Origin of the sequence: Arthrobacter sp. 'calajunan', from assembly GCF_046940185.1 — a bacterium.
Taxonomy (GTDB): domain Bacteria; phylum Actinomycetota; class Actinomycetes; order Actinomycetales; family Micrococcaceae; genus Glutamicibacter; species Glutamicibacter soli.
In genome coordinates this window covers 209,712-231,022 of the sequence record NZ_JBKZDY010000003.1, presented here as the reverse complement: position 1 = coordinate 231,022, position 21,311 = coordinate 209,712, and the positions used below count along the sequence as shown (strand labels likewise).

Annotated in this window: 17 protein-coding genes; 8 read left to right on the top strand and 9 right to left on the bottom strand. The window is 67.4% G+C overall.

The window, feature by feature from the left end; translation table 11 throughout:
* Window positions 1-24 precede the first annotated feature (24 nt).
* The 4 genes from RF641_RS05920 to RF641_RS05905 all read right to left on the bottom strand — a co-directional run bounded on the left by RF641_RS05920 (window position 25) and on the right by RF641_RS05905 (window position 4,795).
* Entirely contained in the window at window positions 25-1,437 is a 1,413-nt protein-coding gene (locus RF641_RS05920; protein WP_113607027.1) for a dihydrolipoamide acetyltransferase family protein, read from the bottom strand.
* Window positions 1,438-1,446: 9 nt separating this feature from the next.
* A complete protein-coding gene (locus tag RF641_RS05915) occupies window positions 1,447-2,421 on the bottom strand; it encodes an alpha-ketoacid dehydrogenase subunit beta (RefSeq protein WP_053798835.1) in 975 nt (324 codons plus the stop codon).
* Window positions 2,418-3,557, bottom strand: coding sequence for a thiamine pyrophosphate-dependent dehydrogenase E1 component subunit alpha (locus tag RF641_RS05910; protein WP_053798836.1), 1,140 nt, complete (start codon window positions 3,555-3,557; stop codon window positions 2,418-2,420). The genes RF641_RS05915 and RF641_RS05910 overlap by 4 nt, the downstream gene beginning before the upstream one ends.
* Window positions 3,558-3,679: 122 nt before the next feature.
* Window positions 3,680-4,795, bottom strand: coding sequence for a histidinol-phosphate transaminase (locus tag RF641_RS05905; protein ID WP_120991075.1), 1,116 nt, complete (start codon window positions 4,793-4,795; stop codon window positions 3,680-3,682).
* A gap of 81 nt (window positions 4,796-4,876) precedes the next feature.
* On the opposite strand from RF641_RS05905, the gene RF641_RS05900 reads away from it, so the two are divergent.
* Window positions 4,877-5,263, top strand: a complete 387-nt coding sequence (locus RF641_RS05900; protein WP_053798837.1) for a phage holin family protein — start codon at window positions 4,877-4,879, stop codon at window positions 5,261-5,263.
* 22 nt (window positions 5,264-5,285) lie between these two features.
* Here RF641_RS05900 and RF641_RS05895 read toward each other — a convergent pair whose 3' ends face one another.
* Window positions 5,286-6,563: a hypothetical protein gene (locus RF641_RS05895; RefSeq protein WP_424572762.1), complete on the bottom strand. Its 1,278-nt coding sequence runs from the start codon at window positions 6,561-6,563 to the stop codon at window positions 5,286-5,288.
* 92 nt (window positions 6,564-6,655) lie between these two features.
* On the bottom strand, window positions 6,656-6,928 hold the full coding sequence (locus RF641_RS05890) for a hypothetical protein (RefSeq protein ID WP_047120159.1): 273 nt from the start codon (window positions 6,926-6,928) through the stop codon (window positions 6,656-6,658).
* A gap of 160 nt (window positions 6,929-7,088) precedes the next feature.
* Here RF641_RS05890 and purB point away from each other — a divergent pair, with 160 nt between their 5' ends.
* The 4 genes from purB to RF641_RS05870 all read left to right on the top strand — a co-directional run bounded on the left by purB (window position 7,089) and on the right by RF641_RS05870 (window position 13,776).
* The gene (gene purB / locus RF641_RS05885; RefSeq protein WP_053798839.1) at window positions 7,089-8,498 is read left to right on the top strand and encodes an adenylosuccinate lyase; all 1,410 of its coding nucleotides are present in this window, start codon (window positions 7,089-7,091) and stop codon (window positions 8,496-8,498) included.
* Window positions 8,499-8,791: 293 nt separating this feature from the next.
* Window positions 8,792-10,168 carry an MFS transporter gene (locus tag RF641_RS05880; RefSeq protein WP_424572761.1) on the top strand — a complete coding sequence of 459 codons (1,377 nt, stop codon included), beginning with the start codon at window positions 8,792-8,794 and terminating at the stop codon, window positions 10,166-10,168.
* Window position 10,169: 1 nt separating this feature from the next.
* On the top strand, window positions 10,170-12,293 hold the full coding sequence (locus tag RF641_RS05875; protein ID WP_424572760.1) for a molybdopterin oxidoreductase family protein: 2,124 nt from the start codon (window positions 10,170-10,172) through the stop codon (window positions 12,291-12,293).
* Window positions 12,286-13,776 (top strand): FAD-dependent oxidoreductase, encoded by a 1,491-nt coding sequence (locus RF641_RS05870; protein ID WP_424572759.1) that lies wholly within the window; start codon window positions 12,286-12,288, stop codon window positions 13,774-13,776. The genes RF641_RS05875 and RF641_RS05870 overlap by 8 nt, the downstream gene beginning before the upstream one ends.
* A gap of 242 nt (window positions 13,777-14,018) precedes the next feature.
* On the opposite strand, the gene nirD is transcribed toward RF641_RS05870, so the two are convergent.
* Window positions 14,019-14,384, bottom strand: coding sequence for a nitrite reductase small subunit NirD (gene nirD / locus RF641_RS05865; protein ID WP_424572758.1), 366 nt, complete (start codon window positions 14,382-14,384; stop codon window positions 14,019-14,021).
* Window positions 14,385-14,658: 274 nt separating this feature from the next.
* Here nirD and nirB point away from each other — a divergent pair, with 274 nt between their 5' ends.
* From nirB to RF641_RS05850, 3 genes are all read left to right on the top strand, one after another.
* Complete coding sequence (nirB, locus tag RF641_RS05860) at window positions 14,659-17,241, top strand: nitrite reductase large subunit NirB (RefSeq protein ID WP_424572757.1); 2,583 nt, start codon at window positions 14,659-14,661, stop codon at window positions 17,239-17,241.
* A 214-nt stretch (window positions 17,242-17,455) separates the two neighbouring features.
* A complete protein-coding gene (gene cobA, locus RF641_RS05855; RefSeq protein ID WP_113607036.1) occupies window positions 17,456-18,472 on the top strand; it encodes a uroporphyrinogen-III C-methyltransferase in 1,017 nt (338 codons plus the stop codon).
* Window positions 18,469-19,569, top strand: coding sequence for a uroporphyrinogen-III synthase (locus RF641_RS05850; RefSeq protein ID WP_424572756.1), 1,101 nt, complete (start codon window positions 18,469-18,471; stop codon window positions 19,567-19,569). The genes cobA and RF641_RS05850 overlap by 4 nt, the downstream gene beginning before the upstream one ends.
* A 4-nt stretch (window positions 19,570-19,573) precedes the next feature.
* Here the strand turns inward: RF641_RS05850 and RF641_RS05845 are convergent, their stop codons facing one another.
* Together RF641_RS05845 and RF641_RS05840 are read right to left on the bottom strand one after the other, a co-directional pair.
* Window positions 19,574-20,563, bottom strand: a complete 990-nt coding sequence (locus RF641_RS05845; RefSeq protein WP_424572755.1) for an aldo/keto reductase — start codon at window positions 20,561-20,563, stop codon at window positions 19,574-19,576.
* A 62-nt stretch (window positions 20,564-20,625) separates the two neighbouring features.
* Window positions 20,626-21,306: a GntR family transcriptional regulator gene (locus RF641_RS05840; protein WP_424572754.1), complete on the bottom strand. Its 681-nt coding sequence runs from the start codon at window positions 21,304-21,306 to the stop codon at window positions 20,626-20,628.
* Between the last annotated feature and the right edge of the window lie 5 nt (window positions 21,307-21,311).

Here is a 21,311-nt window from a genome sequence, read left to right as displayed (position 1 = left end):
GGGGCCTTGGCTGCGGGTCGGGAACTAGTCCAGCAGCATCGCAGGTTCCTGCAGGATCGAGGCGACGTCGGCCATGAAGCGGGCCGACAGGTCCCCGTCCACCACGCGGTGGTCGAAGGATCCGCCCAGCGTGGTGATCCAGCGCGGGACGACCTCCCCGTCCACAACCCACGGCTTCTGGCGGATCGTGCCGAAGGCGACGATCGCGACCTCTCCCGGGTTGATGATCGGGGTGCCGGTGTCGATGCCCAGCGCACCGATGTTGGTGATCGACAGGGTGCCGCCGCGCATGTCCTCCGGGGAGGTCTTGCCGGCACGGGCGGTGGTGGCCAGGTCGTTCAACGCGACCGCCAGTTCCTTCATGTTCAGGTTCTGGGCGTCCTTGATGTTCGGTACCAGCAGGCCGCGCGGGGTGGCGGCCGCGATGCCCAGGTTCATGAAGCGCTTCTGGTGGATCTCGGCGCCCTGCGGGGTTTCCACCCAGCTGGCGTTCACGCTCGGGTTGCGGGCCGCGGCCCAGATCACGGCGCGGGCCAGCACCAGCAGCGGGGAGACCTTGATGCCCTCGAAGTCGCGGGACTTCTTCAGGCGGGCCACGTACTCCATCGTGCGGCTTGCATCCACGTCCACGAAGATCGACACGTGCGGGGCGGTGAAGGCGGAGTCCACCATGGCCTTGGCGGTGGCCTTGCGCACGCCGCGCACCGCGGTGCGGTCCACGCGGGCGTCGGCCAGCTGGCCATGGGCCCAGTAGGTCGGCGCCGCCGCGTGCTCGGCCTCGCGCTGGGCTTGGTAGCTGTTGACGTCCTCGCGGGTGATTTCGCCCTGGGTTCCGGTGCCCACGACATCGTTGATGTCGATGCCCAGCTCCTTGGCCAGGCGGCGGACCGGCGGCTTGGCGAGCACGCGGTCGACGAAGCTTGCCATGGCAGGCTTGGCGCGGTCGACCTCGCGGGTCACCGCGCTTCCCAGCGAGGCGGCGCGGCGGGAGATGGTGTCGGCAATAGCCGAGGCGCGCACGGCCGGACGGGCCGCCGCCGGCGGAGCGGAGGGCGCCGGGCGGTTGGTGCGCTCGCGGCGCACCGAGGAGTCTGCGGTCGGGCCCGAGCCCACCAGCGGGCCGGGCTCCTCGCTGGCCACGGGCGCCGCGGTGGCCAGCGCCTCGGCCGGTTCCGGGGTGCCGGTCGGGGCCGGCTTGTTGCCCTCCTGGTCGATGGTGATCAGCGGGTTGTCCACCAGCACGGTCTCGCCCTCGGCGGCGTGCAGGGCGGTGACCACCCCGGCGAACGGGCTGGGCAGCTCCACCAGGGACTTGGCGGTTTCGATTTCCACGAAGACCTGGTTGACCTCGACGGTGTCGCCCACGGCGACCTTCCACGAGGCGATGTCGGCTTCGGTCAGGCCTTCGCCCACATCGGGCAGGTTAAAGACGGTCATGTTCGGCTCCTAGTAGGCGAAGGAACGGTCGAGCGCTTCGAGCAGCTTGTCGATGTCTGGCAGGTACTGCGATTCGACCTTGGAGATCGGGTACGGCATGTGGAATCCGCCCACGCGCAGCACCGGGGCCTCCAGGGACAGGAAGGCGCGTTCGGAGATGCGCGCGGCGATCTCCCCGCCCAGCCCGCCGAAGGTCGGCGCTTCATGGGTGACAATCAGCCGGCCGGTCTTCTGCACGGACTCGGTGATGGTGTCGAAGTCGATCGGCGAGAGCGAGCGCAGGTCGATGACCTCGATGGAGCGGCCCTCCTCGCGGGCGGCCTCCGCCGCGGCCAGCGCCACCGGCACCAGCGGGCCGTAGGCCACGATGGTGGCGTCGTCGCCGCTGCGCACCACCTGCGCCTTGAACGCGTCAAGGGCCGGGGTCTCGGTGTCCACCTCGCCCTTGAGCCAGTAGCGGCGCTTGGGTTCGAAGTAGATCACCGGGTCCTGGCACGCCGCCGCCTGCTGGATCATCCAGTAGGCGTCGTTCGCGTTGGACGGCGTGATGATGCGCAGGCCCGCGGTGTGCGCGAACAGGGCTTCGGGTGATTCGGAGTGGTGCTCGATGGAGCCGATGCCGCCGCCGTACGGGATGCGGATGACCACCGGGACGGTCAGCCGGCCCTCGGAACGGGCATGCATCTTGGCAAGCTGCGTGGTGATCTGGCTGTAGGCCGGGAACACGAAGCCGTCGAACTGGATCTCCACCAGCGGGCAGAAGCCGCGCAGGGCCATGCCCACCGCGCTGCCCACGATGCCGGCCTCGCCCAGCGGCGAGTCGATCACGCGGTGCGCGCCGTATTTGTCTTGCAGTCCGTCGGTCACGCGGTACACGCCGCCGAGCTTGCCGATGTCCTCGCCCATCAGCAGCGCCTTGTCGTTGGACTCCAGCACCTTGTCCAGGCCGGAGGTGATGGCCTTGGCCAGTGTCATGGTGCTCATGCGTTCTCTCCCGAATCTGCGAATCCTGCTTCGTACTGCAGGTGCCAGGCCAGTTCTTCCTGGATCAGCGGGTGCGCCTCGGCGTACACCTGCTCGAAGGACTTGGCCAGCGGCGGCACCGGGAAAGCCATGGCGTCCTCGCGGACGGTGGCGGCCATCTGGTCCGCGTCCTTGGCCAGCTGCTCGAAGAAGGCGTCGTCCACGATGTTGTTCTCGCGCAGGTAGGTCTCCAGGCGGATCAGCGGATCGAGCGGCGCCCAGGCGGCTTCTTCCTCGGTCATGCGGTACTTGGTGGGGTCGTCCGCCGTGGTGTGCGCACCCAGCCGGTAGGTGTCAGCTTCGATGAACACCGGGCCCTTGCCGCTGCGGGCGTGCTCCAGCGCCCAGCGGGTCACTGCCAGCACTGCCAGCACGTCGTTGCCGTCCACGCGGATGCCAGGCATGCCGTAGCCTGCGGCACGCTCGACCAGCGGCACCTTGGACTGGACCTCGAAAGGCACCGAGATGGCCCACTGGTTGTTCTGGCAGAAGTAGACCACCGGGGCGTTGAAGGAGTTGGCGAAGACCATCGACTCGTGGGTCTCGCCCTCGGTGGACGAGCCATCACCGAAGTAGGCGAGAACCGCGTTGCCCTCGGCGGCGAGCTTTTCCTCGTCCCAGCCGCGCTGCTCCATGCTCAGCGCCATGCCGTAGCCGGCCGCGTGCGGCAGCTGGGCTGCGAGCACCATGGTGTACATGTGGAAGTTGTTTTCCCGCGGGTCCCATCCGCCGCCGGAGATGCCGCGGAACAGACGCAACATCTCGGAGAAGGAGACGTTGCGGGTCAGCGCGACGCCGTGTTCGCGGTAGGTCGGGAAGATGTAGTCGCTGGGGCGGGTAGCGCGTCCCGAACCGATCTGCGCCGCTTCCTGGCCGCGCAGCGGAACCCAGAGGCACAGCTGGCCCTGGCGTTGAAGGGCGGTCGCCTCCTGGTCGAACCGGCGGGTCAACGCCATGTCGCGGTAGAAGCCGCGCAGCATGTCCTCGTCCACGTCGCCCAAATAGGCGTCATAGATCTCGTGGGGCAGGCGCTGGCCGTCGGGGGTCAGGATCTGCACCGGATCCTTCGGCCCGACCTCGGTCGCAGCAGGCGTCATAAATCTTCCTCCGGTCATAAATATGCCCCACACGGAATACATTCCGCATGGGACATATAGCGGCTTGTCTAATTTCCAAGCCTATAGCGTTTGCCTGTAAAAACGCGAGAAAACAGCGCCGCTCAGCTCTGCGCCAAATCGAGAGACTCTGCACAAAGCTCGATGAAGCGGTCGTTGGCTTCCGGCTCCGCAATCGAGATGCGCACGCCTTCGTGAGCGAAGCCGCGCACCGACAATGCCCTGGCTTCAGCACGTTCAACGAACTGCGTGGTCTTCTCGCCCAGTGGCAGCCAGACGAAGTTCGCCTGCGTGGCCGGGAACTTCCATCCCTGCTCCACCAGCGCAGCCACCACGCGTTCGCGCTCAGCGACGAGTGAATCCACCCGTTCGTACACCGCATCGATATGCTTCAGCGAGGCGATCGCCGCGTCCTGGGCCACCGAGGAGACCGCAAACGGGGTTGCGATGACCCGCAGGTTGTTGGTGATTTCCGGATGGGCCACCGAGTAGCCCACACGCAGGTTCGCCAGGCCGTGGGCCTTGGAGAAGGTGCGCAGCAGGACCACGTTCTGGTTGGCCTTGTAGGTCTTCACCCCATCCACGGACTGCGGATCACGCACGAACTCGATGTAGGCCTCGTCCAGCACAATCAGCACATTGCGCGGCACCCGGGAAATGAAGTCGTCAACCTCGGCCTGCGTGAGGATCGGGCCGGTCGGGTTGTTAGGAGTGCACAGCAGGATCACCGAGGTGTTCTCGTTGATGGCCTCGATCATGGCTTCAAGGTCATGCCGCCCGTCGGCAAGCACCGGAACCGGCACGGGAAGCGCGCCGGCAGTCTGCACGAGGATCGGATAGGCCTCGAAGGAACGCCAGGCGAAAATGACCTCGTCCTGGATGCCGTCCTCGTTCTGCCCGGCGAAGGTGTTCAGGATCTGGACCAGCGCACCGAGCGAGCCCGCGCCGGTGACGATGTCATCGGCCGGGACGTCGAGGTAGTCCGCCAATGCCTCGCGCAGCTTGGTGCTCAGCGGGTCCGGATAACGGTTCAGCGCATCCTGGTCGAGGACCGCCTGGCGCACCTGCGGCAGCGGGCCGAAGGGAATCTCGTTGGAGGAGAGTTTGAAGGAGCTCAGCCCCTGAATCTGTACCGGCGGTTTTCCGGCGGCGTACTTGGGCAGGCGGGCAACGATCGATCGCGGCTGCACCTGGTCTTGGGGCACAGAATTCTCAGTCATAAATCCCAGCGTAGCCCCGGAAGTGCGGAAAGGTGATTTAGTTTTCATCTACGACCCAGCTTTATGTGCGAAGGTTTTATCATGAGTTTCCTGATTCGAGTCATCGTAAATGCGCTGGCACTAGCAGTTGCCGTCTGGATTGTGCCCGGAATCCATATCGACGCCGTTGGCGATGACACCTTGGGCCTCGTGGTGTCATACCTGGTGGTCGGCCTGATCTTCGGTTTGGTCAACGCGCTGGTCCGCCCGATCGTCAGCCTGCTGTCGCTTCCCATCACCTGCCTGACCTTGGGGTTGTTCACCATCGTCGTGAATGCGCTGATGCTTGCGCTGACCGGCTGGCTCACCCGGTTCATCCCGGCGGAGCTGATCATCGACCACTTCTGGTGGGACGCGATCGCGGGCACCATCATCATCTCCATCGTCTCCGCGGTGCTCGGATTGTTCGTCAGCAGCGACCGCCGGTAGCACCCGTCCGTCGTCCCGCCATTTAGTGCGGCGGGGCGATCTCGTGGTCCAGCGGCTTGCGCTGTTTCCCACTGCCGCGCGGCTCCTGGCCGCGCGGTTTTTGTTTTGGAAGGGATTTCCGTTCCAGCTTGAATCGGCGGAACGTCAACGGACCGGGAGGCAGCATGAATGCTTCCAATTGCTTGCGCACGTCTGGAGCTGCATTTCGTTGAAGTTCACGCAGGTGGTCTTCGTAGTTCGGCAGGGAATGCGGAGGCCCGAAAACGCCACCTTGGGGCAGGGCGTCCTCGACGTCCTTGCGCGGCCCGTCAAAGGTCACCGTCATTTGTCTGGGCGAGGTTCGGTTCTGCCGTCCATCGGTTCCGGGAACCATGTCCTTGGAATCTTCCACCGACAAGGTTCTCACTTCTGATGGCACCGGAATGCCGCCAATCGGCGAGCCCAAGGTCAGCGCACGGGTCATGGTGAATTTCTTGCGCATCAACTTGTTCTTCAACAGGTTGGCAACATGGATGCCGCCCTGGGAGTAGCCGGTGAGAATCACCTCGTCACCGGGTCCCGCCCCCGAGTATTCCAAAGCCCGGGCAATCGGTTCGGCAAAGTTTTCCGAATCGCGGCCGAATCCGTCGACGATGCCCATCGAGTCGAAGGGATTGGCTCCCCCGAAACCGTCCTGGGTTCCCGGCAGCACCAGAACAAAGGTCTTCGAATCAAGCTGCGCGATGACGAATTTGCCCTGTTCCTCGGCCCCGCCGTCGTATAGCAAACGGTGCAAGGTGGCGTAGTCGTCCAGATTTCCATTGGCCTGCAGTTGCTCGGGCGACTGCTCCCCTGTCAGTTCCAGCCGGCCGTCGGGGTCCATGGTGCCGATCGCTTCGCCCAGCTGCTTGGTGGTTTCGGTGACCAGTGCATCCATGCCGGCTTCGGGCCGCAAGATATTCCACGGGTTGGCGAGCATCAACAATTGCAGCATGGTTTCCATCTGCTGCGTCGGTGGCCTGTTGCCGTTGCCCGATGTCTCTTGGAGAAATCTCGTCACGACATGCAGCCAATTCGCCGCGAGCAGCATTTTCTCCGTCACTTGCTCTGCTGACTCGTAATTCTCGATGGCCGCACGCACCCGTTCATCCAGGCGCCGCCCGGCGATAACTGCCTCGGTCGCATGCAGGTAGCCGTTGCGCAGGTGCTCCGCGAGCAGCGCAAGATTGTAGCCACGGGCCGCCACTCCCGCGATGCTGCATTGGAGGTTGACGTCGTCCTGGCACTGCGCAGCCTGCTGCGCGGCGCGCAGCAGGCTCAATTCCATCTGCTGCAGCCGGGTATAGACATCGACGCAGATGGCTCGGGAATCCGCGTAATCCACGGCGTTGTAATTGACGTCATATCCCATGCTCAGGACGCCATCCGCTGCTCGTTGATCTGGGCTTCCAACGCATGGATTTCGTTCGTGGCCACTGCCAGATAGGCCTCGGCATCCACCAGCACCCCGGCCAGCACCTGGAGCCGTCCGCTCAGCTCCCCCACCTGCGCAGCGAAAGCCCTGCCCGCTTCAGATCTCCAAGTCAGCCCGCTGATCTGGGACAACTGGCCAATAGCGAACCGGGTGGTGTCCTTGGCATCGGAAAGCTGGAATGCCACCGAATCCAGCGTTGCCTGAAACATCATCGCGCTACTCCCGCCTCGTGGGCCGTCCTCTGCACGGCAGGCCCGTGAGCCTTCAGGATGCCCGTATCCGCCGTCCCGGGCAGGCGCTGGCCCGCGGAATGTGGATTAGGCCCGAGCGTAAAAAGTATGCCGCGGTGCCAAGGGATGAAAGAATAAGAGCATGGTTGAGATTGCGCGCACTTCCCTTGCTAATGAACCCCTGGCGTTGACCGCCCTCGACGGACGCTACCGCGCGGCCGTCGCCCCGCTGGTGGACTACCTGTCCGAGGCGGCTTTGAACCGCGATCGCATTCACGTTGAAGTTGAATGGCTGATCCACCTGACCGACAACTCCGTGCTTCCGGGCACCTCGCCGCTCACCGCTGAGCAGAAGGCTGCGCTGCGAAAGATCGTCACCGACTTCAACGCCGATTCCGTGCAGGAACTGGCCGAGATCGAGGCAGTGACCGTCCACGACGTGAAGGCCGTCGAGTACTACATCGCCAATCGCCTTGAAGGCATCGGCATTGCCCAGCTCAAGCCGCTGGTCCACTTCGGCTGCACCTCTGAAGACATCAACAACCTGTCCTACGCGCTGGGCGTGCAGGGTGGCGTGCAGCAGGTCTGGCTGCCGGCAGCCCGCGACCTGGTCGCGCAGCTGACCAAGATGGCCGAGGAGTCCCGCGACGTGCCGATGCTCTCGCGCACCCACGGCCAGCCAGCCACCCCGACCACCCTGGGCAAGGAACTGGCCGTGCTTGCATGGCGCCTGACCCGCCAGCTGGACCGCGTCGAGAAGACCGAGTACCTGGGCAAGATCAACGGCGCCACCGGCACCTACGCCGCCCACTACGCTTCGGTTCCAAACGCCGACTGGCAGCAGATCTCCCAGGGCTTCGTCGAGCACCTGGGACTGACCTGGAACCCGCTGACCACCCAGATCGAGTCGCACGACTGGCAAGCAGAGGTGTACGCGGACATCGCCCGCTTCAACCGCATCCTGCACAACCTGTGCACCGACGTGTGGAGCTACATCTCCATCGGCTACTTCGCGCAGATCCCGGTGGCCGGTGCCACCGGCTCCTCGACCATGCCGCACAAGGTCAACCCGATCCGCTTCGAGAACGCCGAAGCGAACCTGGAAATCTCCAACGGCCTGCTGGACACCCTGGGCGCAACCCTGGTCACCAGCCGCTGGCAGCGCGACCTGACCGATTCCTCCTCGCAGCGCAACATCGGTTCGGCTATCGGCCACTCGGTGCTGGCCATCTCCAACGTCGCCAAGGGCCTTGACCGCCTGGACGTTGCCGAGGCAGTGCTGGCCGACGACTTGGACCACAACTGGGAGGTCCTCGCCGAGGCCATCCAGATGGTCATGCGTGCCGAGGCCATCGCCGGTGTCGAGGGCATGGACAACCCGTACGAGCGCCTGAAGGACCTGACCCGCGGCCACCGCGTGGACGCGGCCCGCCTGAAGGAATTCGTCGGCGAGCTGGGCCTGTCGGCCGAGGCCGAGCAGCGTCTGCAGTCGCTGACCCCGGGCACCTACAACGGTATTGCTTCGCAGCTGGTTGACCACCTGAAGAAGTAGCCTGCATCGAACAACAGCTGGTCCCGTCGCCGAAAAGCGACGGGACCAGTTTTTTGTGTCCGCACTTCTGAGACGTCGAGCCACCAAGCGCAGGGCTGGCGGACATCGATCCGGAACTCGCTGCACGAAAACTGATCAAAAAATTTGTTCATTTCCGGCAGATTACCGGCTCCTCTCAGCGGGACTCGGCAGCCGTTACCCAGAATTGCCACCGAGGCAACAACAAACGCCTGCCGATGAAATGTCGCTCTGGAATGCTCAACAGCATCCACGAGTGAAAGGCATCGATTCGCATGAGCACGCAATCCCGCCAACTGACCCCCGCCGTTGACCAGCTGGAGACCACCCGCGGCCGGTGGGTCCGCAACTGGGACGCGGAGAACCCTGAGTTCTGGCAGGCAGTGGGCCGGCGCACCGCCTGGACTAACTTGCGCTGGTCGATCTTCGCGGAATTCCTGGGGTTCTCCGTCTGGCAGTTGTGCGCGATCCTCGCGGTGTACCTGCCGGCCGCCGGATTCGACTACAGCACCAGCGAGCTGTTCTGGCTGATCTCCATGCCCAGCCTGGTCGGCGCCACCCTGCGCATCCCCTATACCTTCATGGTCGCCAGATTCGGCGGACGGAACTGGACCATCGTCTCCGCGCTACTGCTCCTGATCCCGGTAACCGGATTGGCCCTGGCCACGGCGAACCCGCAGACCCCGTTCTGGATCATGCTGGTCCTGGCCGGGCTTTCCGGATTCGGCGGCGGCAACTTCGCTTCCTCGATGGCCAACATCACCTACTTCTATCCGGCGGCCCAGAAAGGCTGGGCCCTCGGACTGAACGCGGCCGGCGGCAACCTGGGCGCGGCCATCGCCCAGCTGCTGGTACCGATCGCAATCACGATCTTCGCTGCGGGAACACTGCAGCTTCCCATGGCCGGCCTGATCTGGATCCCGCTGATCCTGGCGGCCGCGGCAGGAGCCGCGAAGTTCATGCACAACCTGTCCAACGCGCGCAGCGACGTGCGTGGCGCGCTGGCTTGCCTGCGCGAGAAGCACCTGTGGATCATCGCCGGGCTCTACATCGGCACCTTCGGCTCGTTCATCGGTTTCTGCGCGGTATTCCCCAAACTGCTGGCCGATACCTTCACCGAGTACTCCTCGCTTCAATTGGGCACCGCAGTCGTTTCCCTGGCCTTCCTCGGACCGCTGGTCGGGTCGCTGGCACGACCCTACGGAGGACAGCTGGCCGACCGCTTCGGCGGGGCCCGCATCACCCTGGCAGCCTTCGCGGTAATGGCCGCGCTGACTCTCGCGCTGATGCTGAGCCTGGGACAGGTGGACTTCCCGGTCTTCCTGGGATTGTTCCTCGCCCTGTTCACCGCGGCAGGCCTCGGCAACGGCTCCACCTACCGCATGATCCCGGCAGTCTTCGCCCTCTCGGGACGTCGCAGCGGCCGTACCCGAGCCGAGCAGGCGCGCAGCGCCGCCGCGGCCCTGGGCCTGGTTTCGGCCATCGGCGCCTACGGCGGATTCCTGATTCCGCAGGTGCTGGGCTTGTCCCTGTCGAAGCTGGGTTCCTACGTGCCAGCCTTCGGAGTGTTTGTGGGACTCTACGTGCTGCTGCTGGCGGCGACCTGGTTCTGCTACGTACGCCGCGGTTCGGGTTTCGCGGGGAAGGCCTGAGATGGCGGTCGCGACGCACTGCCCCTACTGCGCGCTGCAGTGCGGGATCACCCTTGATGCAGGCACCACGCCGGTGGGCTTGAGCGGACGGAACTTCGAAACCAACGGCGGGGCGCTGTGCCGCAAGGGATACAGCGCCGCGCAGCTGCTGGACCACCCCGAACGACTGCATTCCCCGCTGGAACGCGGGGCCGACGGCGTGCTGCGCCCGGTGAGCTGGGAGCGGGCGCTGGAACTGGTGGTGCACCAGGTGCGCACTGTGCAGAAGGCCCACGGGAAGGACGCGGTGGCGGTATTCGGCTCCGGCTCGCTGACCAATGAAAAGGCCTACCAGCTGGGCAAGTTCGCGCGGCTGGCACTGGGCACCTCGCGCATCGACTACAACGGGCGATTCTGCATGTCCTCGGCCGCGGCAGCCGGCAACAAGGCTTTCGGACTGGACCGCGGGCTGCCCTTTCCGCTGGCGGACCTGGACCGGGCAGGCACCATCCTGCTGCTCGGATCCAATGTCGCTGACACCATGCCGCCCTTCGTCAGGCATCTGGAATCCGCGCGGGAGAACGGCGGGCTGATTGTCTCCGACCCGCGCTGCTCGGCCACGGCGGAATTGGCGGACATCCATGTGCAGCCGGCGCCCGGCACGGACCTGCAGCTGCTGCTCGGCCTGGCCCACGTGCTGCTGGCCGAGGACCTGGCCGATACCGGCTACCTGGCAGCCCGCGTTTCCGGGCTGGACCCGCTGCGTACTTCGCTAGCGGCCTGGTGGCCCGAACGGGTGCAGTCGCTCACCGGAGTCCCGGCCAGCGTGATCCGGCAGACCGCGCGCGCTCTGGCTTCCGCGGCCCAAGCAGCCCATGCCGGCGGCAAACCCGTGTACATCCTCACCGGGCGCGGGGTGGAACAGCATGCCAACGGCACCGCCACGGTGTCCGCTGCGATCAATCTGGCCCTGCTGCTGGGATTGCCAGGAACCCTGGCCGGGGGTTTTGGCACCATCACCGGACAGGGCAACGGGCAGGGCGGGCGCGAACATGGGCAGAAGGCCGACCAGCTGCCCGGCTACCGCAAGATCACCGACCCGGCGGCACGCAGGCATGTGGCGGGCGTCTGGGGCGTGGATCCTGACATCATCCCCGGGCCGGGCATCCCGGCGGCGCAGCTGCTGGCAACCCTGGGAGAACCTGGCGGGGCCCGGATGCTGCTGATGCACGGCTCCAACCCGGTCATCTCCTCCCCCAATGCCAACCGCACCGCCGCGGCGCTGCGCCGGCTGGACTACCTGGTCGTGTCCGACTTCTTCCTCTCGGAGACCGCCGCGCAGGCGGACCTGGTGCTGCCGGTGCTGCAGTGGGCCGAGGAAGAAGGCACCATGACGAACCTGGAGGGCAGGGTGCTGCGCCGCCGCGCCGCCTTGGCCGCCCCGGCCGGGGCGCGCAGCGAGCTGTGGCTGCTGGCCGAACTGGCCGACCGGCTGCAGGCCCCGGCCTCCTTCAGCGCGGACCCGCGGGAGGTCTTCGCGGAACTGGGCCGGGCCTCGGCCGGAGGCATCGCCGACTACTCTGGGGTGGACTACAACAGCCTCGATGCGGGGGCGGCGGTCTACTGGCCTTGTCCCAGCGGCACGCCGATCAGTACGGCTCCCGGCGAGCGCTCGGGCACCCCGCGCCTGTTCCTGGAACGATTCGCCCACCCCGACGGCAAAGCGCGGCTGGAGCCGGTCTACCCGCAGCCGGCGGCGGTCGGTGGTTCCGAGCGGCGGCCAGGGAGCATCTCGCTGGTCACCGGACGGTTGCTGGAACACTACCAGTCCGGGACGCAGACCCGCCGGGTAGCCGAGCTGCAACAGGCCGCGCCTGCGGCGCTGGCACGGATCCATCCGGACACCGCGCTGGCCCGCGGCATCAGCGACGGACAGGACATGGTGCTGGAAAATGCGCACGGACGCGTCGAAGCGACGGCCTGCCTGGACGCGGGCATCCGCGTGGACACCGTGTTCCTGCCCTTCCATTTCCCTGAAACCCAGAACGCCAACCTGCTCACCGGCAATGCGGTGGACCCGGACAGTTCCATGCCCGAGTTCAAGCATGCGCTGGTGCTGCTGTCCCGATTGGAGCGACATGAGTGAACGACTGGTTGTCATCGGCTTCGGGCCGGTGGCCGCGAGCCTGGTCGAGGGGCTGCTTCCCGCGGTGCGTTCAAAAGACCTCCACCTGACGGTGTTGGGCGCGGAAGAGCGCTCCGCCTACAACCGGGTGCTGCTGGCCGAGGTCGCCATCGGCGCGGCCAAGCCCGAGCACCTGGGCATGGCTGACGAATCCCGGCTGCGCGCCGCGGGCGTGGATCTGCGGCTGGGCACCGCCGCGACCGGGGTGGACCGAGCCCGGCGCGTGGTGCACACCAGCGCAGGGACGGTCCCCTACGACCGGCTGGTTTTCGCCACCGGCGCCCGACCGGTCATCCCCTCGTTGGCAGGGCTGAACTTCGATCCTCACGCGGATTCCACGCTGCCCGCCGGGGTGCTGGCGCTGCGCACCCTCGACGATGCCCTGCAGCTGCACTCGGTGCTTCGCCGCGGCGGAAAGGTGCTGGTGCTCGGCGGCGGCATCCTGGGCCTGGAGGCCGCATTGGCCATGGCCAGCGCCGGCCTCGAGCCAGTGCTGGTGCACCACGGACCGGCACCGCTGGGACGCGTGGTGGACGCGGACGGCGGCACCCTGCTCATCCGCCAGTTGGAAGCCGCCGGGGTGCAGGTGCTCTCCGGGGTGCGCGCCACCGGAGTGCAGAAAAAGGACGGCCGCTTCCATGCGCTGGCCACCGACACCCACGGGCTGATCCACGCCGACGCCCTGCTGGTGTCCACCGGGGTGCGCCCGCGCACCGAACTGGCTGAAGGCTGCGGGCTGGCCGCCGGGCACGGGATCGCCGTCAACGAGCAGCTGATGGCGGATTCCAGCGGACGCCTCTTCGCCGTGGGAGACTGCGCCGAGGTGGCCGGGCGCCGTCCTGCGGGGCTGCTCGCCCCGGGCTGGGCGCAGGCCGGGTGGCTGGCCGGCTTCCTGCTGAGCCATCCGGCCCCGCATCCTTCCGCGCCCGCCCCTGATCTGGGCCGCCTGCCCGGTCCCCAAGCCCAGGGCGGCGAGATCCTGATGCTCAAGGGGCAGGGGCTGGAACTCACCGCTGCCGGCACGGTGCAGGCAGGACTCTTCGACGACCCCGCACAGCAGGTCACGGTGTACGCCGATCCCGTCTCCGGACGCTACCTGAAGATCGTGGCGCGCGATGGGCTCCCCACCGGCTTTATGGCCTTGGGCCTGCCGCGCACCGGGGCGGAGCTCGCCCTGGGATTCGAGCGTGGCACCGCACTGCCGGTTGACCCGTCCCTGCTCTTGCGGCTGGATGCGCCCTTCGAGGATGCGCATGCGCCCGCGGCCGGGGCTGATGACCAGTTCTGCCGTTGCTCGGGTGCGACCTACGGGCAGGTGGCCCAGGCGGTCCAGGCTGGATGCTCCACCGTCGAAGAGGTTGGCGCGAACTGCCGTGCAGGCACCGGTTGCGGCGGTTGCAAGGAACGCATCGAGGAACTGCTCGAGCTCCCGGCCCGGGCCTAGCGGGGAGGCGGGATGCTGCCGGCTCCCGCCTCGTTCCGACCGGCTGCTTAACTCAGCACACGCCGCCAGGAAATCCTGGCGGCGTGTGCTGGTTTACGTGTTCTAGTGAAACTGGAATCGTTGAAGCGTGCCTGCTCATGAAGGCTTGCAGGCTGCCGGGTTCGTGCTGACCTCGTACCAGCCGAACCATGCGCTGTGTTCAAGGTCAGCCACGTCCTCGCCCTTGATGTCAGCGTGCCTGCTCATTTCGAAGCCTCGATCCATAGCCGACCGTCGAGTTCCTGCACCCCGAACACCTGCAGCGCGGTGCCCTGCGCGCTCAGGCAATCTCCGGTGTCCAAGCGGTAGATCTCCTTGTGCAGCGGGCAGGCGATGGTGGCCACGCGGTGGCCGTCCACGGTGGCATCCCCCAGGATGCCGCGGGCCATGACCTTGGCCCCGGTGGAAGGGCAGCGGTGGGAGCTGGCGTAGAAGCCGAAGTGCTCCGTGCGGTACACCGCGATCTGCTTACCTTCCAGCCAGGCGGCTTCGCCCCAGCCCGTTTCCAGGTCGTCCGCGAAGCAGAGTTCGGACAGTGCGGCCGGTGCGTCAATCAGTTGCGTGGTCATCGGTGGGTCCTTTCGCTGGTGTTCCGATGCTTCGAGCCTAAAAGCGCAATGTTTCAGCCGCCGTCCCACCCGGTTGCCGGTCGGTAAAGCCCGATTCACAGCCCCGCGGCGGAACTGTGCTACGAACATGTTTCAAATCCCTCACCGCCGTAGGGCGCGGCTGCTGGAGAAAATTGCGCCCGGTGAAACACCGGGGTAACTGCGGGGCAAAATCCGTTTCCTAGGCTGGTGCCAGACGCTCCACACCCCGTGGGTCCGCCAGCGAAAGGGCATCATGAATACCTCCAGCGAACAGCGACACATCCTCGTGATCGGCGGCGGCCCGGCCGCGCACCGCTTTGCCGAAGCCATGGCCAGCCGCCGTCCGGCCGGCACCCGCCTGACCGTGCTCACCGAAGAGGCCCACCTGCCCTACGACAGGGTGGCCCTGTCCAAGGCGCTGACCGATCCCGGCGTGGACCTGACCCTGGGCGAGGCAGAACTGTGGGAGCAGGAGCACCTCACCCTTCACACCGGGGCCCGCGCGGTGGCTCTGGACAGCGCCGCCCGCGTGGTGCGCACCGCGGACGGGCGCGAGTTCGGCTACGACGAACTGGTGCTGGCCACCGGATCCAACGCCGCCACGCTGCCAATCCCCGGTGCCGAGCTCACCCATGTCTACCGCACGCTGGAAGACGTGCGCGGCATCGCGCAGCAGGTCAGGGAACTGGCCGCAACGCTGGGGCGCACCCCGGTGGTGGCCACCATCGGCGGCGGCCTGCTGGGTCTGGAAGCGGCCGCCGGGGTGCAGGCCCTCGGAGCCCGTGCACTGGTCATCGACGGCGGGAACTGGCTCATGGGCACCCAGCTGGACCAGGGGGCCGGGCAGGCGCTGGGACGGTTGATCGCCCAGAAGGACCTGCTGGTGCACGGCGGGGTATTCCCGGAAAAGATTCTCTCGGAGAACGGGCAGGTCGTCGGCGTGCACATGGCCGACGGCAAGGTCATCGCCGCGGACATGGTGATCGTCTCCATCGGCGTACGCCCGCGTGACGAGCTGGCCCGCACCCACAACGAGGCCCAACCGGAGGACGGCGCGCGCTTCGGCATGGGACCGCGCGGCGGCATCGTGATCGACAGCGGCTGCGCCACCGAGGTAGAGCACGTCTGGGCCATCGGCGAGGTCGCCAACTTCGGCGGGCTGTGCGTGGGTCTGGTCGCCCCGGCCAATGCGATGGCGGAAGTAGCCGCCGACCGGCTGACCGGCGGGCAGGGGGAATTCACCGGGTTCGACACCGCCACCAAACTCAAGCTCTCCGGGGTGGACGTCGCCTCCTTCGGCGACGCCTTCGCCCGCACCGAGGGCTCGCTGGAGGTGGTCTACGCGGATGCCGCCCGCGGGCTTTACCAGAAACTGGTGGTCTCCGAGGATGCCTCCACCCTGCTCGGCGGCATCTTCGTGGGCGACGCGAGCCCCTACCAGTCGCTGCGGCCGCTGCTGGGCAGGGAGCTTCCGGCAGAGCCCGGCGCCTATCTCAGCGCCGCCGGCGGGCCGGCACCGGATACCGAGCTGCCCGATGACGCGGTGGTGTGCTCCTGCAACAACGTGGACGCCGGGTCGATCCGCGGCGCGGTGGGCGGGGCCTGCGCCGGCTGCGGCCCGGCCTCCACGGTGTCCGGGCTGAAGTCCTGCACCATGGCTGGCACCCAGTGCGGTTCCTGCGTGCCGATGCTCAAGAAGCTGCTGGAAACGGAAATGGCGAAGAACGGCATGGAAGTCTCCACGGCCCTGTGCGAGCACTTCAGCCTCTCCCGCCCGCAGCTCTTCGAGGCCGTGCGCGTGGCCGGGCTGGGCACCTACCCGCAGATCATGGCACGCTTCGGCACCGGCACCGGCTGCGACATCTGCAAGCCGACCATCGCCTCCATCCTGGCCAGCCAGACCAACGTGCACCCGATGGACGCCGGGCTGGCCGGGGCGCAGGACACCAACGACCGCGTCATGGCCAACATGCAAAAGGACGGCACCTACTCGGTGGTTCCGCGCATCCCCGGCGGCGAAATCACCCCTGAAAAGCTGGGCGTCATTGCCCGGGTGGCGCAGAAATACGGGCTGTACACCAAGCTGACCGGCGGGCTGCGCATCGACATGTTCGGCGCCCGGCTGGAGCAGCTGCCTCAGATCTGGCGCGAGCTGGTCGACGCCGGGTTCGAATCCGGCCAGGCCTACGGCAAGTCCCTGCGCAACGTGAAAACCTGCGTCGGCTCCACCTGGTGCCGCTACGGCATGCTGGACTCGGTGGGCATGGGCATCGACATCGAGCTGCGCTACCGCGGGCTGCGCGCCCCGCACAAGTTCAAGATGGGTGTCTCCGGCTGCGCCCGCGAATGCGCGGAGGCCCGTGCCAAGGACGTCGGAGTCATCGCCACCGCGGAAGGGTGGAACCTGTACGTGGGCGGCAACGGCGGAGCCAACCCGGCCCACGCCCAGCTGCTGGCCGGCGGGGTGGATGACCGCACGCTGCTGCGGTACATCGACCGATTCCTGATGTACTACATCCGCAGCGCCGAACGCCTGCAGCGCACCGCCCACTGGATCCAGGAACTGCCCGGCGGCATGGACACCGTGCACAGCGTGGTGGTCGAGGACTCGCTCGGGCTGGGAGCGGAGCTCGAGCAGGCTATGGAACGCCATGTCTCCAGCTACCAGGACGAATGGGCGGCCACGCTGGCCGATCCCCAGAAGCTCAAGCGCTTCCGTTCCTTCGTGAACGCACCCCAGATCTCCGACACCGAGCTGGAATACGCCAGCGAACGCGGCCAGCGCCACCCGGTGGACCTGGGCGCGAGCATCCCCGTGCGCCCGGCAGCCAACTGAGAAACGAATGAATCGACAAGTTATTGCCGGTGAAACAATTGCGAAATTTCCAGGCAAAAAGACCTGGATAGCATGTGAATCAAGCCGAAACAGCGAGCACCCTGGAGCGTATCCCCATGTCACAGAATCATCCACGCAGTCTTGCAGCAACTCTGGGCACCGTGTGCCTCCACGCCGAGGGCCGCACCGCCCTGTTGGCCCGGGAGAGTGAAAAATGATCGGGGCGCACATCGAGCTGGGCGGCTGCACGGTCCTGCTGGCGGCGGCTCCGGGAACCTCCGCCCGCGCCGCGCGGTACCTGCAGGCGCAGTTCGTCGACACCCTGCTGCAGGCCAGCACGCCGTTGGGGGCCGCGGCACTGCTGGGACAGGCAGACATCCTGGCCCTGTGTTCCGGGCAGTCCCTGAAATTCGCCGCGCTGCGCCAACAGGCTGTGGCCCAAGGCATTCCGGTGGTCGAGCTGGACCCCGGCGCAATGGGCGGCCGCATCACCCTGGTCGGCGGAGGACCCGGCGCCCTGGACCTGCTGACGCTGCGCGCGGCCGCCGCGCTGGCCAGCGCGGACGTGGTTTTCTGCGACCGGCTGGCGCCCGGTGAATTCCTGGACCGCCTCGCGCCGCAGGCCCGCGTCGTCGACGTGGGCAAGCGGCCCGGGCACCACAAGGTCGCCCAGGAGCGCATTGAGGACCTGATGCTGCAGGAGGCGCTGCGCGGCCGCCACGTGGTGCGGCTCAAGGGCGGGGATCCCTACGTGTTCGGCCGCGGATTCGAGGAACTGCGCACCGCCAGCGCCGCCGGGATCCCGGTCGAGGTGGTTCCCGGGCTGTCCTCCTGCATCACGGTGCCGGCCGCGGCCGGCATCCCGGTCACCGCTCGCGGGGTCACCCGCGCCTTCACCGTGATCTCGGGCCATGATCCCCTGGAGGAGCACCAGCTGCGCCAGCTGGCAGGCCTGGGCGGAACCATCGTGGTGCTGATGGGCATGGGAACCCTGGAGCATACCGCGGCGGGGCTGCGCCGCTGCGGGCTGGCGGCCGACACGCCCTGCGCCGTCATCGAGTCGGGAACCACCGGCACCCAGCGCACCACCCACGCCACCTTGTCCACGCTGGCCGCGGCGTCCCGGGCGGCCGGCTGCGCGAACCCCGCGGTGATCGTCATCGGACAGGTCGCGGCGCTGCCGCTGGCCCTGGACGCGATGCCGCCGCTGAGCTTGGGAGCCACCGCATGAACGGCGCGCAGCAGCTGGCAGGATTCCGCATCGCGGTGACCAGTGACCGGCGCTCCAACGAACTCATCGAGGCCCTGGAACGCCGCGGGGCCGAAACCGCCCACACCCCGCTGCTGCGGCTCGCTCCGCTGGAGGACGAGCAGTTCCTGCTCGGCCAAACACGCAGGGTCATCGCCGAACGCCCCTCAGTGCTGGTGGTGACCACCGCCTACGGGCTGCGCCGCTGGTTCGACACGGCGGAGGCCGCCGGCCTGGGCGACCAGCTGGGACGGGCGCTGGAGACCTGCCGGATCTTCACCCGCGGGGCCAAGGCGCTCGGCGCGGTGCGGGCTCTGGGCCTGCCGGTGGCTGGAAGCGCCGCGGCAGGAACCAGCGAAGCGCTGTTGCAGCTGCTGCACGGCGAGGTGCAGGGGGCCAGCGTGGCGGTGCAGATGCACGCGGACAACGACCGCCCGATGGCCCGCTACATCAGGGCGCTCGGCGCCGCGCACGTGCTGAAGATCGAACCCTACCGCTGGCTGGAGAGCAGCGGCGACCCGCACATCCTCACCCTGCTGGACGGCATCTGCGCCGGCCGCTTCGACGCGGTGACCTTCACCAGCGCCCCCAGCGTGCACTCCTTGCTGACCGCCGCGGCCTCCCGCGGCATGCTGCCCACGCTGATCCGCTCATTCAACGAACGCGTGCTGGCCGCGACGGTGGGGCCGGTGACCGCCGAACCCCTGATCCAGGCCGGGGTGCGCAGCCCGCTGGTTCCGCAGCGCCACCGCATGGGCGCCATGGTGCTGCAGCTGGCCACCGCCCTGGCCGACCAGGGCACGCTGAGCGTGGATACCTCCCGCGGCCTGTGCCAGCTGCGCGGGCGTACGCTGTCGCTGAATGACGAGGACTGCACGCTCACCCCGCTGCACGCCGAGATCCTGCGCTGCCTGCTCCAGGCCGGCGGCAATGTGGTCTCCCGCGATGAGCTGGCCACCTCGCTGAGCACCCTGCCTTCACGCCATGCGCTGGACATGACGCTCAGCCGGCTGCGCAAGAACCTGCCCGATCCGCAGCTGATCACCACGGTCATCAAGCGCGGCTACCGCATCGCCTGAGCCTTCACCAGCGCGGGTGGATCTGGGCGCGCAGCTTCCGGTCGTAGAGATCGCGCACGGAAGCGGAGAATTCCCCGGAGATCCGCAACGACCCTGCGGCGGCGTTGGCCAGTGCCTGCGCCGTGGAGCGGGCTCCGGGGATGACGGTGCTGATCCCGTCCTGCGCGGCCAGCCAGGCCAGGGCGACCTGGGCGCTGGAGGCGCCGGGGGCCTCGGCGGCGGCCAGTTCCGCGAATTCCCGTGCGGCCTGCAGCCCGGTGGCGTAGTCGACCCCGGAGAAGGTCTCGCCCACGTCGAAGGCTGACCCGTCGCGGTTGAAGTTCCGGTGGTCGTCGGCCGCGAACCGGGTGTCCTCGGTGTAGCGGTTGGCCAGCAGGCCGCTGGCCAACGGGACGCGGGCGATGACGCCCACGCCTGCCTCGCGCGCGGCGGGCAGCACCTGCTCGATGGGCTTGTGCCGGAAGGCGTTGACGATGATTTGCACCGTGGCCACGTTCGGCCGCGCGATGGCGGTCAGCGCTTCGTCCACGGTTTCCACCGACACGCCGTAATTGGCGATGCGCCCCTCGGCGACCAGGGTGTCCAGCGCATCGTAGACGGCGTCGTTGGAGTAGACGGCGGTGGGCGGGCAGTGCAGCTGCACCAGGTCCAGGGTGTCCATTCCGAGGTTCTCGCGCGAGCGGTCGTTCCAGGCGCGGAAGGCATCAAGGGTGTAGGCCTCGGGGACCTGCTCGACCCGGCGGCCCATCTTGGTGGCGACGGTGACCTCCGCATCCGGGTTGGCCTTGAGCCAGCGGCCGATCAGCTGCTCGCTGCGTCCGTCCCCGTAGACGTCGGCGGTGTCGAAGAAGTCCACGCCCCCTGCGTGGGCGGCGTCCAGCACTGCCAGCGCGTCGTTCTCGTCCACCGAGCCCCAGTCCGCGCCGAGCTGCCAGGTGCCCAGGCCGATGGCAGAAACGCGGCGCTGTGTTCTTCCAAGTTCACGATGTTCCATGTCCCGAGTCTAGTCCGCGACAGGGTGCCGGCCGGCGCTCACGCTGGCGATCCGCGCAGTGGCTACAGCAGCCGGCTGCGGTGCCCGGTCCTGGCTTCGAGGGATTTCAGCACATGCCGGCGGGCGGCCTGCTCGATCTGCGCGCTGGGCGCCGAGCCCCGGATGAGATCCAGCAGTTCCCCGTGCTCTTCAACGGATTCGCGCGCGCGGTCCCGGTCCACGGCGGCGCCGGGCCCGCGGATGCTGGAGAACTTCTTCCATTCGGACCGGGCGAGTTCCAGGATCCTGTCATTGGGGCAGGCCGAATACAGCAGCTCGTGGAATTCGGCGTTGAGCTCCTCGAAGAGTGCGGGATCGAAGTCATCGAGCATTGACAGGATGCTGCCGTTGATCTCTTCGGCCCGCTCGATGTCGGCCGCGCCCAGCTGGCCGGCGGCCAGCGACGTGGCAGTGCCGTCGAGGACGGCGAGCGCTTCCATGCCTGCCCGGTAGGCATGGTCGTCGATGACCGCGACGCGGGCCCCGACGTTGTGCACGATCTGCAGCAGCCCCTCGGCGGCCAGGCGCTGGATGGCTTCGCGCACCGGCACCCCGCTCACTCCGAGCTCTGCTGCGATGGGAGCTGCCAGCACCCGCTGGTAGGGCTCGAAAGCTCCCCGCTCGATCTGCTCCTTGATGTGGGCGTATGCGGTGTCCGCCTTACTTTGCGCACCGCGCCGCCGTGGCTCCGAAGTAGGCACCATCCCCC